Annotated in this window: 10 protein-coding genes; 3 read left to right on the forward strand and 7 right to left on the reverse strand. The window is 44.7% G+C overall.

Annotated features, from left to right (window positions below; translation table 11 throughout):
- Window positions 1–23 precede the first annotated feature (23 nt).
- Genes BACINT_RS06995 through BACINT_RS07005 form a run of 3 tightly spaced genes read left to right on the forward strand, consistent with a single transcriptional unit; the run spans window position 24 to window position 4,944 of the window.
- Window positions 24–2,261, forward strand: coding sequence for a GH92 family glycosyl hydrolase (locus tag BACINT_RS06995; RefSeq protein WP_007661745.1), 2,238 nt, complete (start codon window positions 24–26; stop codon window positions 2,259–2,261).
- Between the two features lie 26 nt (window positions 2,262–2,287).
- Window positions 2,288–3,712: a glycoside hydrolase family 28 protein gene (locus BACINT_RS07000; protein ID WP_007661746.1), complete on the forward strand. Its 1,425-nt coding sequence runs from the start codon at window positions 2,288–2,290 to the stop codon at window positions 3,710–3,712.
- Complete coding sequence (locus tag BACINT_RS07005; RefSeq protein WP_052302171.1) at window positions 3,709–4,944, forward strand: histidine-type phosphatase; 1,236 nt, start codon at window positions 3,709–3,711, stop codon at window positions 4,942–4,944. The genes BACINT_RS07000 and BACINT_RS07005 overlap by 4 nt, the downstream gene beginning before the upstream one ends.
- Window positions 4,945–4,962: 18 nt before the next feature.
- Here BACINT_RS07005 and BACINT_RS07010 read toward each other — a convergent pair whose 3' ends face one another.
- The 7 genes from BACINT_RS07010 to BACINT_RS07040 all read right to left on the reverse strand — a co-directional run bounded on the left by BACINT_RS07010 (window position 4,963) and on the right by BACINT_RS07040 (window position 16,413).
- On the reverse strand, window positions 4,963–5,571 hold the full coding sequence (locus BACINT_RS07010) for an HU family DNA-binding protein (protein ID WP_007661748.1): 609 nt from the start codon (window positions 5,569–5,571) through the stop codon (window positions 4,963–4,965).
- A 256-nt stretch (window positions 5,572–5,827) separates the two neighbouring features.
- Window positions 5,828–6,379 carry a hypothetical protein gene (locus tag BACINT_RS07015; RefSeq protein ID WP_007661749.1) on the reverse strand — a complete coding sequence of 184 codons (552 nt, stop codon included), beginning with the start codon at window positions 6,377–6,379 and terminating at the stop codon, window positions 5,828–5,830.
- On the reverse strand, window positions 6,376–8,652 hold the full coding sequence (locus BACINT_RS07020) for a GH92 family glycosyl hydrolase (protein ID WP_021967279.1): 2,277 nt from the start codon (window positions 8,650–8,652) through the stop codon (window positions 6,376–6,378). The genes BACINT_RS07015 and BACINT_RS07020 overlap by 4 nt, the downstream gene beginning before the upstream one ends.
- 121 nt (window positions 8,653–8,773) lie before the next feature.
- Complete coding sequence (locus tag BACINT_RS07025) at window positions 8,774–10,390, reverse strand: RagB/SusD family nutrient uptake outer membrane protein (protein ID WP_044154927.1); 1,617 nt, start codon at window positions 10,388–10,390, stop codon at window positions 8,774–8,776.
- Between the two features lie 21 nt (window positions 10,391–10,411).
- The gene (locus BACINT_RS07030) at window positions 10,412–13,408 is read right to left on the reverse strand and encodes a SusC/RagA family TonB-linked outer membrane protein (RefSeq protein ID WP_007661754.1); all 2,997 of its coding nucleotides are present in this window, start codon (window positions 13,406–13,408) and stop codon (window positions 10,412–10,414) included.
- Between the two features lie 396 nt (window positions 13,409–13,804).
- The gene (locus tag BACINT_RS07035; RefSeq protein ID WP_007661756.1) at window positions 13,805–15,343 is read right to left on the reverse strand and encodes a YifB family Mg chelatase-like AAA ATPase; all 1,539 of its coding nucleotides are present in this window, start codon (window positions 15,341–15,343) and stop codon (window positions 13,805–13,807) included.
- 35 nt (window positions 15,344–15,378) lie between these two features.
- Entirely contained in the window at window positions 15,379–16,413 is a 1,035-nt protein-coding gene (locus BACINT_RS07040) for a TlpA disulfide reductase family protein (protein WP_007661757.1), read from the reverse strand.
- Between the last annotated feature and the right edge of the window lie 126 nt (window positions 16,414–16,539).

Here is a 16,539-nt window from a genome sequence, read left to right on the forward strand (position 1 = left end):
CTTCGTGCACCGGACGTTGTGGAATGGATGATGAGTCGCGGTTATCCTATATCGACACCCGCGTCGGCACTGCCCCCAGTGCCACCCATACAGCCGGATTGTTCGGCAAAGATACCGAAGAATACGGGCAAACTCTTCCAGCAGTACTCGAACCCAACGGAATGAACTTCTGGACTGCGCAGACGCGTGATACGGAACAAAAATGTATAGCTCCCTATTATTATGCAGATTCCCTGCTGCAAGGTTTCCGTAACTCCCATTGGATTGTGGGCGGATGTACGCAGGATTACGGTTCTATGACCCTGATGCCCCTCTTCGGTACATTACGTTGTCAGCCGGAAGCACGTTCCACCCGTTTCTCGCATGCCGAGGAAATGGCGACTCCCGCCTATTATAGGGTTTCTCTACCGGATGAGAATATCTTTGCTGAAATGACGGGCCGTTCGCGTTCCGCTATCTTTCGTTTCACCTACGGAAAAGCAGGAAAAGGTTATTTGGTGGTGAATCCCAACAGTGATGAAGGTCAGGGATACATCTGCATCGATACCCTCAACAATCAGATCTACGGATACAATCCCGTTCACCGCATTTATCAGGGCTGGGGAAAACCGGCAGGGTATAACGGACATTTCATCGTTCAGCTGCAAAAGAAGCTGACGGGGTACGGTGTGTTCAGGGGAGATTCCCTGTCTCCAGGTGTCATCCGGATAGGTGATGCGGCCCAGATAGGTGCTTATGTAGAATTTAATGTAGCTGAAGGCGAAGAAGTGCTGGTAAAAGCTGCTTCCTCCTTTACCGACCGGGACGGTGTTTTGCAAAACCTGAAGGCTGAAATCCCTCATTGGGATTTCGGTCAGACTTGCACAGATTTGAGACAGATCTGGGAAAAACACCTCTCTGCCATTGATGTAGAAACCGAACAGCTTGCGGACAAGGAAATGTTTTACGGTGCTTTCTATCGTGCCTCTTTCTTGCCGCATACATTCAATGATGTAGATGGGCGTTATCCCTCTTTTGCAAATGGAACCCCGATACGGCAACTTCCTGAAGGAGAAACGTATTATGAAGATTACAGCATGTGGGATACCTACCGTGCCCTGCATCCAATGATAAATCTGCTTTTCCCGACCAAGGGCGGAGATATGATGCAATCTCTGGTGCATAAATATGAGCAAGGTGGGTGGCTACCCATTTTCCCTTGCTGGAATAGCTATACCGCCGCTATGATAGGCGATCATTGTATCTCCGCCATCAGTGATGCCTACTGTAAGGGCATTCGTAATTTCGATGTGGATAAGGCTTATGAAGGAATGCGTAAGAATGCTTTTGAAGTTCCTTCCAACCCAGATGAATATAAAAACGGTATGGGGCGCCGTGCCCTGGCTTCTTATCTGGAATATGGATATATTCCTCTTGAAGACGGTGTACCCGATGCATTCCACACGAAAGAACAAGTGTCGCGTACTCTGGAATATGCTTATGATGACTTTGCCCTTGCACAGATGGCGAAAGCTCTGGGTAAGACAGATGATTACCAGGCATTGATACAGCGTGCTGCCAATTATCGCAATGTGATTGATTCCCGTACCGGATATGCCCAGGGACGTCATGCCGATGGTACTTTCCTGAATGATGCCAATGCTTTCAATTTCGCCCGTTTCATTACTGAGGGCGCTCCTTGCCATTATACCTGGTATGTGCCGCAAGATCCGTACGGGTTGATGGATTGTATGGGAGGCAAGGATAAATATGTAGCCAAACTGGATTCCATGTTCAGCGAACAGCGTTACTGGCATGGAAATGAGCCCTGTCATCAGGTTGCTTATATGTTCAATTATGCAGGCGAGCCTTGGAAAACTCAACGTGCCGTCCGGCATATTATGGAAACGGAATATCTGAATGAACCGGGTGGACTTTCCGGTAATGACGATGCCGGACAGATGTCGGCCTGGTATATGTTTGCCGCTATGGGGTTCTATCCGGTATGTCCCGGTACCCCGTATTGTCTACTTGCCAGCCCCTCATTCCCCAGCTTTACGCTGAATCTTGAGAATGGAAATACATTCACCGTGAAAGCCCGTAATGCGTCGCAGAAGAATATTTATATCCAGTCGGCAACACTAAATGGAAAGCCTTATACACGGAATTATATTACCCATCAGGATATAGTGAATGGTGGTGTGATGGAGTTTGTAATGGGGGATGAACCGAATAAAGAGTGGGGAGCGGGAGCAGAAAACTGTCCGCCGGAAGTAATGTAGTTTAATTTAAGAAAGATATACTTATTATGAGAGTAAAAGCATTCTTGTTTGCCCTATGCTGTATCTTGCTGTTAGGGGCTTGCGGTACTCCGAAGACTGGAGGAACTGTTTACAATATTATGGATTACGGAGCCAAAGGTGACGGCGTGACCGATGACGCCGCTGCTATACAAACCGCTATCAACCAGTGTTCCAAGTCGGGTGGCGGAACGGTACTTGTTCCGGCGGGGCGTACTTTCATGTGCAGTCCTTTCCATCTTGCCTCGTTTGTAGAACTGCACCTGGAACCTAATTCCTGCCTGCTTGCCAATCCCGATGAGGCTGCCTATACCCTGAGCGCTTTCCGCGATAACCGTGGTGAAGGCATGATGTGGATTTATGGTCAAGACCTGAAAGAGGTATCTATCACCGGAACAGGAACTATAGACGGAAACGGTGTCTCCTTTATGGGCAAGGAACTGGAAGATTCTTACGAGCTGAAACCGGTGACCGACTTTGATCCCCGTCCGCATGTGCTGACGCTTATCAATATAGAGAAGACAGTGATTCGTGATGTAACCATCCGCAACAGTGCCTATTGGACGGTTCATCTCATTGGTTGCAACGATGCCTCCATTGATGGCATCTCTATTCTGAACAATCTGAAGATACGCAATGGCGACGGCATCGATGTAGACCATTCCAAGAATGTGCGCATTGCCAATTGCCATATAGAATCAGGTGATGACTGTATCTGCCTGAAGAACCGCCGCGAGTTTGAGGAGTACGGTTCGTGCGAAGACATTGTGGTAACTAACTGTACCATGGTCTCCCGTTCCTGTGCCATCAAGATCGGTTCGGAAAATATGGATAAGATTAATAACGTACTGTTCAATAACTGTATTATTAAGAATAGCAACCGCGGCATCGGTATTCAGAACCGGGATGAAGGAACGGTTACCAACGTAATTTTCTCTAATATGATTGTGGATTGCATGTTCTACTCGGATGTCTGGTGGGGAAAGGCGGAACCCATTTACGTGACTTCTTATCCGCGTGCCGTAGGCAATCATAAGGATGCCGGTTGGCGCTTTCCGAAGGGAGCTACCGAAGGACGTTGCGGAGAGGTGAGCCGTATTTATTTCACAAATATCAAGTGTACCAGCGAGAACGGTATTTTTGTAGGCGGGGATACACAAGACAAGGTGAACCATATCTACTTTGAAAACGTAGATCTGCTGTTGCAGAAACGTACTGCCTATGAGGGCGGTATTTATGATAAACGTCCGTGCGTAGGCGAAGGATTTATCCATGATAAGACGTATGGGTTCTATATCGATACGGCATCCGATATCCTGATAGATGATTGTACGGTTACTTGGGGAGATATCCGTCCCGATCAGGCAGCTGAAGGTATTGGACAGAAGGATGTTCGTAATCTGAAAGGTAACTTAAATTCGTCACGAAGATGAGACAATGCATAATTTTTATATTGTATTTACTGTGTACTTTCACCGCCCGTTCCCAGTCCGTATTGACGCCGGAGCAGACAGGGAGTATTTATTATGCTTATCCTGCCCCTCCATCTGTCCATACCCCTGCTCCGGCAGGATACGAGCCTTTCTATATCAGTCACTACGGTCGTCATGGCTCCCGTTGGATGACAGCGGATGAACGTTATACGGAAGTCATCTGTGTTTTTGATTCCCTTTATCAATGTTCTGGGCTTACTCCTCTTGGCATGGATGTCCGTCAGCGTCTGCACAAGGTTTGGGAAGATGCCCGCGGATGTAGTGGAAGTATTACTCCCCTTGGCGAACGTCAACATCGTGAGATAGCTGAACGCATGTATCACAATTTTCCGCAAGTATTCCGGGAAGATGCTTTCGTAGACGCCCGTTCGTCCACTTCTCTGCGTTGTGCTATGAGCATGAGCTATTTTACGGAACGCTTGAAAGAACTGAATCCTGCCTTGCATGTGGAGCGTAGGGCTTACCATCGGTATATGGATTATATAGCTTACACCTCTCCCGAAGGTGAGAAGTTTTCTTCAGAGAAAGCTTCATGGAGACGTGGGTTCAGGGAATTTGAAAAGAAGAATGTTCGTCCCGGACGCCTGATGGCTTCCCTGTTTGTGAAACCTGATGCGATAGCTGATCCGGATGCCATGATGCGCAGCCTCTATTGGATTGCTGCCGATATGCAGAATGTAGAGTTGGATTTGTCTTTCTATGATATCTTTGAATACGAGGAGTTGGTGGGTATTTGGAAGACGGTGAATGCTCGCATGTACGTGTGTAATGCTGCTGCTCCGCTCAATGGCGGTCTGATGCCTCGCTGTGCTGTGCCTTTGTTGCGCAATATTCTGGAAAGTGCGGATGTTGCTATAATGAAAGGTACTCCTGCGGCAGATCTCCGTTTCGGGCATGATACCCACCTCATCCGTCTGCTTGCTTTGATGCAAATAGAAGGATGTAGCAATCAGGAGGCGGATATGGAAAAATTCCATCTTGCCTGGCAAGATTATCGGGTCTCTCCTATGGGAGCCAATCTGCAAATCATTTTCTATCGTGATAAGAAGAATGATATACTGGTGAAATTCCTGTTGAATGAATGTGAAGTGACGCTACCGTTGAAGAATAAAACTGCTCCTTATTATTCATGGAAGGAAGTTAAAACTTTTCTGGCTGGAGTACTGGAGTAGTCGATTCAGCTCCTGTTACTATTGTTGTACCTTTCCGTAAACCACCTGCTTTCCCGCTCCGTAGCGTATCAAAAGCCCGTCGGCAATAAAGCCATTCAGTTCTTTCAGGGCAAGTTTCTTACTGCATCCTGTCAGCCGGCAGTAGTCGGCACGGGTGAGGCAGGGGTATTTTGCCAGATGGCTGTTGATTATTTTTAGGCATTTCTCTGCATCGCGTTCTTCCCTGTTGGGACGGGTAAAGGATTCACCGCGTTCCGGCTTTATTTTCCAATGCACTTCTTTTTTGAACCGGCTACTCGGACGGTAATTGATGTTTTTTAATTTGATGGACTGTGCATGCACGTCCTTTTTATTCATTACAGGAGGTCCCTGCAGGGATACGGAGAAGTAACCCATCTCTCCCATTTCCACAATCCACCCGTCGGCAAGTAAATCTCTCAATTCATCTTGGAAAGACTGCATGGCACCTGCGAGCAGGCTGCGGCTCAAACCTGTGAATTTGTGAACGCGGTCCAGAAATCCTTCCCGACCGATGGTTCCTTTGAAAACTACGCGGGGATGGAGCGGTTGTTGCTCGCCGGTCTGCTGTATGTCGGGAGTTTCGTAAAGGTCGTATTCTAAGCTCATAATTATAATTGTTTTATATAGGCATTCCGATTCATCCTGCTGCCTGTCGGGATGCGGCTCATTCGTTACTTTTATTTCGTTCTACTACAGTATATCTTTCGTTCCACTATGGCGGTTCGCAAAGTATACTATAGTGATTCTTTCGTTTTACTATAGTGGAACGAATTTATGTTAGGCGACAAAGATAATAAGAATAGGCGGAAAAGGAAATAAAAGTGGCAGGACTTGCATAAATTTTTATATTGAACCCTTCCTTTTAGTTGGATGGTTGAACAGTGACTTCCCAGTTAACCCCTAACGGATTATTACAAGTTCTCCATACTAACGCTAACTTAGGATTATCCAGTATCCACATCTCGCATCCTTCCGCGGCATCCTTCACATGAATAAGCGGATAACCTAAAGCCCGTTCGTTACTGTCCAGAACGGAGTACGTCGTTTGATTGTAGACAAGTGTTTGCTGCTCCTTTAGTTGCTTGTAGGCGGAACGGGAAAGGATATAAACAGTTTCCTCCGGAGAGAGCTGTACATGCTTACCATCTTCCGGTTGCAGGAAGCTGAGCCGTGTAGCTTGTTCTACGGATTCGGGTCCCATGGCATAGCTTCCCGATTGCCATTTCAAATTGCGTTCTATTCCCCAATGCAGGTATATGGAATCCTGCTTTTCCTGGAAAGACATTTCGTATTTCCGTGTCTGCCCGTGTAATTTGAATACAAATAGCAATGTGTCGGGAAGAATGCTCTGTGCAAATAGACTTCCGGTGAAGCCCAGACATAGCAAGACGGATAGAATCATATATTTCTTCATAACTTCTCGTTCTCTTCGTTCAACAATAATTGTTTGCCCCATTCACTCGGTTTCTTTCCCATCTTCAGGATCAGTTCACCACCTGTAATGATGTCTTTATGCCGTATGGCTGAGTAGGGGTAAGTTTCTCCATTCAATGTAACGGATTGTATATATCTGTTCTTATCCGAAAGCCCCTGAGTGGAAATCTTGAAAGTCTTTCCGTTATCTAACCGGAAGATTGTTTCTTCCAGCAAAGGAGTATTGATCAGGTAATAGTCCTGTCCGGCATTGGGGTATAGTCCCATCATGTGGAAGGCAAGCCATGAGGACATGGCACCGGAGTCATCGTTACCCGGTAGTCCTATAGGTCCGTCATTATAGTTCTTGGCAATGATTTCGTGGATACGGTCACTGCTGCGGTAGGGCTTTCCCAGCCAATGGTAAAGACAAGGGGAGAGGAAAGAAGGTTCATTGTTTACATTGAAGAATCCCCGGTCGAAGAAAATGTCCAAGCGTGCTTCAAACTTTTCTGCACCACCGCATTTCTCTATCAGCCCGGGAACATCGTGCGGAATGCTTAAGGAATATTCCCATGAGGAAGCCTCGTAGAAGAACATGTCCCACCAAGGTGTGTACCAGGGACCTTCGAAAGTGACGGGGGTATAGGTAAAGGTCGGTTTTTGTATATTGGACTTTCCGAAAGTGATTTCATCGAGCCAGTTGCCTTTTTCATCGCGGGGCAGGATAAAACCTTTGGCACCGGCATGTTCATAATCGTCACGCCAGAGGTTCTTCCAGTTTCCGGATTGCTTCAGATAGTGCTGATAAAGATCTTCTTTTCCCAGCCCTTTGGCAACTGAGGCAATGGCATAATCGCAATAGGAGTATTCCACGGTGCGGTTTCCGGCACGAGGAATGCCGTAGGGGATGTAGCCCAGTTGCAGGTAATGGGTCAGGCCACCGCGTCCTTCCGCTTCATGGCGGTCGCCGGGGTCTACGGTTGCATCTTTCAGCATGGCTTGCAGGCCGAGTTCGTAATCTATTCCTTCCAGGCCTTTTACGAAGGCGTCGGCTATTACGATCTCAGCATTGGAACCGCCTTGTGTGCGTCCGTTGCAGTTGCCACTCCGGGCATCAGGCATGTAACCGTCTCGTTTGTAGATGTTGATGAGTGAGCGGACGATGTCTGTTTCACGTTTTGGATCTATCAGGGTAATAAGTGGTGAAGAAGTGCGATAAGTGTCCCAGATGGCATAGAAGTCATCATAATAGGGCTCATTATCTGCCCAGAGAGGATTCTCGCCGCTACGGTCTACAGGCATAATCATGGTGTGATAGAGGCCGGTATAGAACATACGTTTTTGTGCTTCGGGGGTACGGGGAGAGATTTCAATTCTTTGGAGTAAGTCTTCCCATTGGGTCAGAAGTTGCTGATGTGCGGTCTCGAATGACCAATGAGGAATATCGGAATGAGCATTCTGGCGGGCTTTTAGTGAGCTGAGGAAGGATATACCTACTTTCAACTGCACTACTTCTTCAGATGAATTGAAGCGTAGTAATGCTCCAGTCTTCTGATGTGAGTCGTATTGGAACTTTTCATTTGTTATCTTATCACCTTTCCAAGTAGCTGTATTTACGAAAGGTTTATCCGTTTCTGCATAAAAGTAGACAGTGTAGGCACGACCATTGTTCCATCCGCCACGGATACGGGTATAGCCGATGACTTCGCGGTCGGAGATGATTTGTATTTCGGAGCCTACAAATTGTTGTGCCTCGCGTGCATCGGGTACGGGACTTTCACCTAAGAAGAATCCGGCATCGATGGCCAGTGACTTCAGAGAGTCTTTGGGATAGGTGAAACGATAGAATGAGGCTTTAGGTGCGGTAGTTATTTCTGTTTGTATACCGGAAGCTTGGAATTGGGTGGTATAATATCCTAATTTAATAGTTTCGTACTTGCGGTGATCGATATGCTTTGTTCGGTCCATTCCGTCGCCGAAAGGCATTACAAGGATATTGCCATATTTAGGTCCGCCACCTGTTCCGCTGACGTGTACCTGCGAGAAACCGTCTACCTGTTCGGGCATGGGTAGCCAGCCGCTATTAGGGCGTGGAGTACAGTCCGGTGAGGGTTTCACCATCCCGTAGGGGCAGGAGGGGCCGATAAAGACGCGTCCCAGTCCTTCGGAGCCGATGCGGGGATCTACGTAATCTGTGAGTTTGGTGTCCTGTGCAAAGGTATTTGCAGAGAACAGTAGCAGGACGGATAGTGTGATTATTTTGCTTTTCATTGGCGGAGTTTTTTTAATGGAAAAGCCGAGCATTGCAACCGACTGATTTGGGTGTATCGGCTGCAATGCGGGGCTTTGAGTTAAAAGAAAACAATAGTTTATTTTACCTTGATGGATTCAATTAATAGCCTGGATTTTGTTTCCAGTTGGGATTCGTATTCATTATATCCTTATGAAGTGGGAATATACGGCGTGTCTTATCGAAGTTGGCAGTTGGGAATCCTTTATAATGTGGGAAGAACTCGCTTTCGAATGTACCGAAACGTATCATGTCGTTCCTACGCCAGTTCTCATCAAGGAACTCACGTCCACGCTCATCAAGAAGTTCCTGAAGCGATGGAGTATGGTCAATTGTAGGAGCAGTAACGTAGCTACGAATCTCATTGAAGAGGCTCATCGCTGTATCACCGTTGGTTGCGGAACCTCCACGTACTATAGCTTCAGCCTTAGTTAGCAAGATGTCTGCATAACGGAATATAGGAAGGTCGTTTGACTGATTTCTGCCATTCTTGAAATCATCGTCTATAACGAAGAACTTCACAGAACGATAGCCTTGGCTATAACCGTTGATATTATCACCTACACCAAGCTCAATATCTCCTTCTTTTACAAGGGTAATCTCTTTAGTAAGTACAATAGGATTACCGTTTTTATCTACGGCAATTTCATCTGTTGGAAGATAAGTCTTAGGATCATATACATGAACAGTGCCACCTATTACGCAATTGTTACGTTGATCACCTTCAAGATTGAACAAACTTGCGAACTCAGGAGTCATAGTAATGTAACCACCGCCGGACTGACTCAGTTTCATACCGAAGTAGCTTTTTGCACATGATTTGATATCTTTCCAGCAACGAGAACGGCCATACTGCATACCTTGTGCTGTATATGTATCGTATGGCATAACGTATATGAAATCTTCAACATGTGAACCATTGTCCGGACCGAACTTCTTGCTATACGACATAGAGCCAAGATTGAACTTGCCAGATTTGATTATATCATCACAAAGTGCAATGCAATCATTCAGCTTTTCATTTTTTGCAGTAGCTGCATCATATAGATCAACAGAAGCTGCTGTATATACAGGCCAGTTGATGTATATCTTTGCTAAAAGAGCCTCTGCCATCCATTTTGTCGGTTTGCCGTATGTATTTGCATTTACTTCATCGGTAAGTTGAGGGATAATCTCTTTAAGTTCGCTCTCTATGAACCTTGCTACATCAGCACGAGGTGAACGGTCTATAGTCTCACCTTCAGCCATTGCATGGTCAAGGATTGGAGCATCACCCCAGCAGTCCATCAATATGAAATGGAAGAAAGCGCGCATTGCACGGGCAGGAGCGACAGTTGCACCAGCTTCATTGCTTCCCAATTCAATAATAATCTTGTTTGCTTTTGTTATACCTGATGTAAGTTGTCCCATCCAGTCGATGGTTGCATCTTCGTATGTATAGTTGTGAAGACTTGGATGTGCGTATGCACCACTGTCATACCATCCACCACCGTATGATACAGCTGTATATTCATCACTTGACAAAGCTTGTGCTTCCATGTATCTACGTCCGAATACATCCCGCATCTGATAGTACACATCAGCCATCTTTGCTTCAACAGCAATCTCATTGGTAGGATATTCTGTATATTGAGATTCTACATCAACATCTAAATTAGTACAGCCGGTTACTAAAGCAGCTGCACAAGCCGTAAATAATAATCTTATATTAGTTTTCATAAATATCATCTCTATTTATAATTAGAAGTTAACCTTTAAACCGACCATTGTTGTACGAGAGTGAGGGTATGTACTCCAACGATAGTCAACACCCGGAGCAAGACCACCCATGTTTACTTCAGGGTCAAGTCCCTTATATCCTGTGATAGTGAACAGATTGTTGCAAGTAACATAGAGTTGAACATTCTGTAACCAACCGTCAAGATTCTTAAAAGTATAACCTAATGTCAAGTTAGATAAACGAAGGTATGATCCATTCTCGATGAAACGGTCAGAAGGAACATTACCTCCGGTATCTGTCGCAGGACGGTCTGTTATAAATTCTTTAAGTACATTCTTTCCGTTTGCAAACATTTCAGGACTTGTATAGTTGGCACGTGCACCATTGTAGATCTTGTTACCGAATACACCTGTAATGAATATGGTAGCGTTCCAGTTCTTGTAGTTGAATGAGTTGTTCCAACCAAGATTTAGCTTAGGCTGTGCGCAACCTGTGATAGTACGGTCTTTGAATGCAGGTTCGCTTGTAGTCTCGCCAGTACGTTCACCTGTCTTTTCATCTCTTACATAGTAAGTAGCCTTACCGTCTTTATAGCCTGCAAATTCATAAGTATAGAATGTACCCAGAGCTTCGCCCTCTATAATACGTTGAGTGTAACCATTGGATGATACACCTGCTACCATGGGGTCGCCTTGTGTAAATGTACCTACCTGATATTTGTCGTTTGACAATTTGTCTACTGTATTCTTGTTGTGAGAAAGGTTCAATGTTGTATTCCAAGTGAAGTCTTCAGTCTGTACCGGAGTAGCATTGATAGAGAACTCGATACCTTTGTTGGTTATCTTACCTACATTGGCTGCAATTGTTCCAAAAGGATAGATGTTTGTAGAAACCGGATAATCCCAGATTAAGTCTTTGGTCTTTTTGTTGTAGACCTCAATAGTACCGTTGATGCGACCATTGAACAAAGCATAGTCAATACCGACATTGAGCATACCTGTGCTTTCCCATTTCAAATCGGGGTTGGCGTTCTTTGTCGCAGCCAGTGTACGCCAGTCCTTGCCATTGTAGTTGAAGAAGCCGGATGCACCGTAAGTGGCAACTGCTGTATAGGCACCGAAGCCAAGGGCATTACCGCTGACACCGTAACCTATACGCAGCTTCAAGTTGCTGAAGAGGTTCTGATTCTTCATGAATCCTTCTTCTGTGATGTTCCATGCTACAGATACGGAAGGGAATGTGCCCCACTGGTGGTCTTTGCCGAATACAGAAGAACCGTCACGGCGTATCGTTGCTTGAATCATATATTTGCTATTGTAAGAGTAGCTTGCACGACCATAGAATGATATATTACGTATAGTCTCTTTTGTTCCGCTCTCTACAGCAGGTATACCATCAATAGTACTTGCATAAGTCAGTTGATTCCATTTCAAGACATCATCATAGAAGTCGTGAACTGTCAAGCCAAAGCCGTCGTTACTCATCTTCTCTTCCCAAGAGTAACCAGCCATAAGAGAGAGCTTGTGTACATTTGCGATAGTAGTATCGTAGTTACCGTAAGTCTCGAATGAATGTTCGTGACCGAAATATGTAGAACGGGTTGCACGGCCATTGTATGCACTTACACCCTCTAATTGAGTGTTGTGTGTATCGTATGAACTATATGTGCGCTGGTTGTTTGTAAATGAGTAGTTGGCATTCCAGTTGAGACCTTCAATAACCTTCAGAGTTGCCTTGCCAATCACCTGAGTATTCTTGAAGATAGTTTCAGACGTATCTTCATTGATTAGAGACAATGGGTTGTAGTTCTTTGAACCTGAACCTTTTGTCCATGAACCGTCTTCGTTCTTAACAGGAAGAGTCGGTGAGAAGTAGTTCATCGCATCAAGGACGGACGCACCTTCGTTATTCATAGGAACACCTACAGCCTTGCCATATCTTGCATTTACACCTACCGAAAGGTCCAGATGGTCTTTCAATACCTTAGTGGTAACTAAGGAACGCACATTCAGTCTGTTCATTTTAGAACCTTTCACTACACCTTGGCGATCCATATAGTTAAGACTTGCCATGTAGGTAGTCTTTTGTGCTCCACCATTGATAGAGATATTGTGGTTTGTACTGATAGCAGTGCGAAGAACCTCATCTTGCCAGTTTGTATTTGCGCCTTGGTCGTTGGCAAGTGTTAGTCCGTTCTTTTTTGCGTATGCTCGCAGGTCGTCTGCGGTAGCCATATCCATCTTCTTCAAGATGTTGTCGAAAGCAACGTATCCGCTATAGCTTACGTTGGTACGTTCCATGCCGTTCTTACCTTTCTTAGTGTTGATGATGATAACTCCATTTGCTGCTTTAGAACCATAGATTGCAGTAGCAGTAGCGTCACGAAGAACATCGATACTTTCTATGTCATCAGGAGCAACCATGGAAATATCCACTCCGGGAATACCGTCGATGACATAGTAAGGACTCATGGCAGCACCTTCACGAAGAGAAGAAGCACCACGAAGAGTAATACTGGGTGAACCGTTAGGGTCGGCGGAAGATGTAATAGTAAGACCTGCTACCTTACCTTGCAACATGCTTGCTGCATCCGAGAATACACCGACATTCAACTTGTCAGCCTTAACTGTAGTAATAGAAGATGTTACATCCTTACGGCTCATAGAACCATAACCGATGACCACTACTTCGTCCAGTAACTCTGTATCCTCACTCATTGTCACGTCGATGATGTTTTGAGTGACTTTTACTTCCTGTTTGTTATAACCTATAAAAGAGAAGATAAGGGTTTCTCCTCTCTCTACGTTCAGGGAGTACTTTCCGTCGACATCGGTAATACATCCGTTGGTGGTACCGGCTTCCAATACATTGACACCGATTAACGGCTCACCGGATTTGTCTGTTACAGTACCGGTCACCTTGTTCTGGGCGAATGCTAAGGTACTGCTTAGCAAGAACACTACAAAGAGCATGCTTTGTGCAAATGTTCTCTTTCTTTTTAATTGTACATTCAGCATAAAATAAAGTTTTAGTTATGAATTATGTCCTTTTCTATATATTTATAAATATTATTCTGGCTGCAAAAGTAGGTTGTGCCTATTACAGATATATTTCAAGTATATTACGGAATTATTGTAATATTTTGATATATAATTGATTGAATAAGATAAAGGATAAAAGGGTATTTGCTTTATATTACTATCTTTGGGTAGATGTAATGTAAAGAATAAAGGTGAGGTTTCCGTGCTGCCCTTTATTATAAGTGGCAGCTCTGGGAAAAAACGGGATGATGTCTTTGTCTCCATAGTGTTTTAGATTTTGATTACCGCAAATCTACACCAATACTATTGGAGTCAGGGGGAAAATGATGCAAATTAGGGGGAAAATAGTGAACTATCGTTTTTTTCCTTGAATTACCCTGCCCAGTCCTCTCTATCCAGGTTTCTGTAGCCGATGGCTTCTGCTAAATGCGAAGTCTGTATTAGGTCACTATTCTCAAGATCGGCGATGGTACGTGCTACTTTTAATATGCGGTCGTAAGCGCGGGCAGAAAGATTTAGGCGGTTCATGGCATTTTTTAATAATATGAGTCCTTTGTCGTCCGGACGGGCATATAACGACAGCAGTTTGCTGTTCATTTGCGCATTGCAGTAGACACCAGCAACCTCGGCATATCTGTTTTCCTGAATTTGACGGGCATGTATTACGCGCTCTCGTATGATGCTACTTGCCTCTCCGGGGTGTGCATCGGACATTTTTTCAAAAGGTACGGGGACAACTTCGATTTGCAGGTCTATACGGTCGAGTAAAGGACCGGAAATGCGGTTCAGGTATTTTTGTACTTGTCCCGGACTACATACACAAGCTTTAGTGGGATGGTTGTAGTAGCCGCAGGGACATGGATTCATGGAGGCAACCAGCATAAAGCTGGCAGGGTATTCCACATTGCTTTTTACACGGGAGATAGTAATTTTACGGTCTTCCAGTGGCTGGCGGAGAACTTCCAGCACACTGCGATTGAATTCCGGAAGTTCATCCAGAAACAAAATGCCATTATGTGCCAGACTTATTTCACCGGGTTGTGGATAACTGCCGCCTCCTGTCATCGCTACTGTAGAAATAGTATGGTGAGGATCACGAAACGGGCGTTTGGAGATAAGCCCTGCATTTGCCTGCAATCTCCCTGCCACTGAGTGTATTTTGGTTGTTTCAAGGCTTTCTCCCAGTGAGAGAGGAGGCAAAATCGAAGGCAGGCGTTTGGCAAGCATGGATTTTCCACTGCCTGGCGCACCAATGAGAATAATATTGTGTCCACCAGCTGCGGCTACTTCCAATGCACGTTTTACATTTTCCTGCCCTTTTACATCCGAGAAGTCAAGATCGAAGTCACTTTGTTGCGCATAGAATTCCTCACGGGTATTGACGATGGTAGGGGTTAGTTCCTGATTGCCATTGAAGAACTCTATGACTTCTTTGATGTTCTCCACTCCATATACTTGAATTTTATTGACCACCGCTGCTTCACGAGCATTCTGCCGAGGGACGATGATGCCTTCGAAGCCTAATTCCCGTGCTTTGATGGCAATAGGCAGAGCACCTTTAATAGGTTGCAAACTACCGTCCAGGCTCAGTTCACCCATCATCAGATAACGGTTCAATTTATCGGACTGAATTACTTCTCCGGCGGCAAGCATGCCTATGGCAAGTGGAAGGTCGTATGCGGATCCCTCCTTACGGATGTCTGCAGGAGCCATATTAATCACGATGTTACTGGTAGGTATCCGGTATCCGTTTACCTGTAGTGCGGATATAATGCGTTGGTGGCTTTCTTTTACAGCAGAGTCCGGTAGCCCGACAAGATAAAACATGCAACCTCGTGAACTGTTTACTTCAATGGTGATGAGGGTTGCGTCAATGCCTTGTACAGCCGCTCCGAAAACTTTGATTAACACGTGCTTATTTGTGATTAGTGGTTAGTGATTAATGGTTACTTTTCTTTTTCTTTCCGGGCTATTTCTTTCAGTTTATCTTCAATAGCCTTTTCATCTAGATTTTTTCCTTCTATTTTACCTGTAGGACTGATTAGGATATTGGCTGGGAGAGTATGTATGGAGAATAGTTTGGCAACATCTCCATCCCATCCAGAATATTCGCAAGTCTGTTCCCATTTCAAAGTATCTTGTTTAACTGCTTCCAACCATTTCTCCCTGTCCAAGTCAAGGGAAATACCCATTAATGCGAAGTTTTTGTTCTTTTGTTCTTTCTTATAAATACGGCGGAACATTGCATTCTTTTCCCGGCTGATGGTATCCCATGAAGCCCAGAACTGTATCAGTAGATATTTATCTTTGAAATCGGAACGATTGATATCTTTGCCTTCTGTATTGCGTATACGGAAATAAGGAGCTGTTTTTCCTATATCTACTTTTTCTTCTTCCTCAATACGCTTTAGCAATGTTTCCATGTAAGGGCGGTCTTTCAGGTCACCGGTCATACGGTCGGTCAATTGTTTTATTTGTTCCAGATTGGGCTGGGGCTTCTGTACAAAGTATTTATCCAACAGATAAATGTTGGCTAATGAAGAGGGATGTTTGGTTATAAAATTCTCTACTTTCTCTTCCAAAGCTTTCTCGGAAGGTGTACCCAGACCTTTCAGTTCTTGATTGAAGTCTGTTAGATCTTTGTTAGGAGCATTACCGCTGATTTGCAATGAGGACAGCTCAGCTGCGGATCCTTTTATTTGTATTTTATGTCCTTTATCCAGGAAGAGCGGGTATTCCGTTCCATCACTGAATAATAAGATTGTACTCACTAATGTATCAACGGAAAGCGTTGTAGAAAATTTGTCGTTTTCGACAATCAGTGTATCCATACGGTCATACATTCTATCCGAACCATATAAATAGATGGTATCATTGCCCAATCCCTTGATTTCTCCGTTGAGACTGATACTGTCGGTTTTCTTTTCACTACAGGCAAAAAGGGCGATTAATAGAAAATATAATAGACAGACTTTCTTCATTTTGAAATACTTTTCCGCGAAAGTACGGCTTTTGCAGATAATAAAAAAGAAATGCCCGACATTTCTCAATGTCGGGCACCCTATAGTTTTTTTAATAGGAACTAATTAATATGAGTTAAGAGCTCC

It is taken from the genome of Bacteroides intestinalis DSM 17393 (genome assembly GCF_000172175.1).
Classification (GTDB): Bacteria; Bacteroidota; Bacteroidia; order Bacteroidales; family Bacteroidaceae; genus Bacteroides; species Bacteroides intestinalis.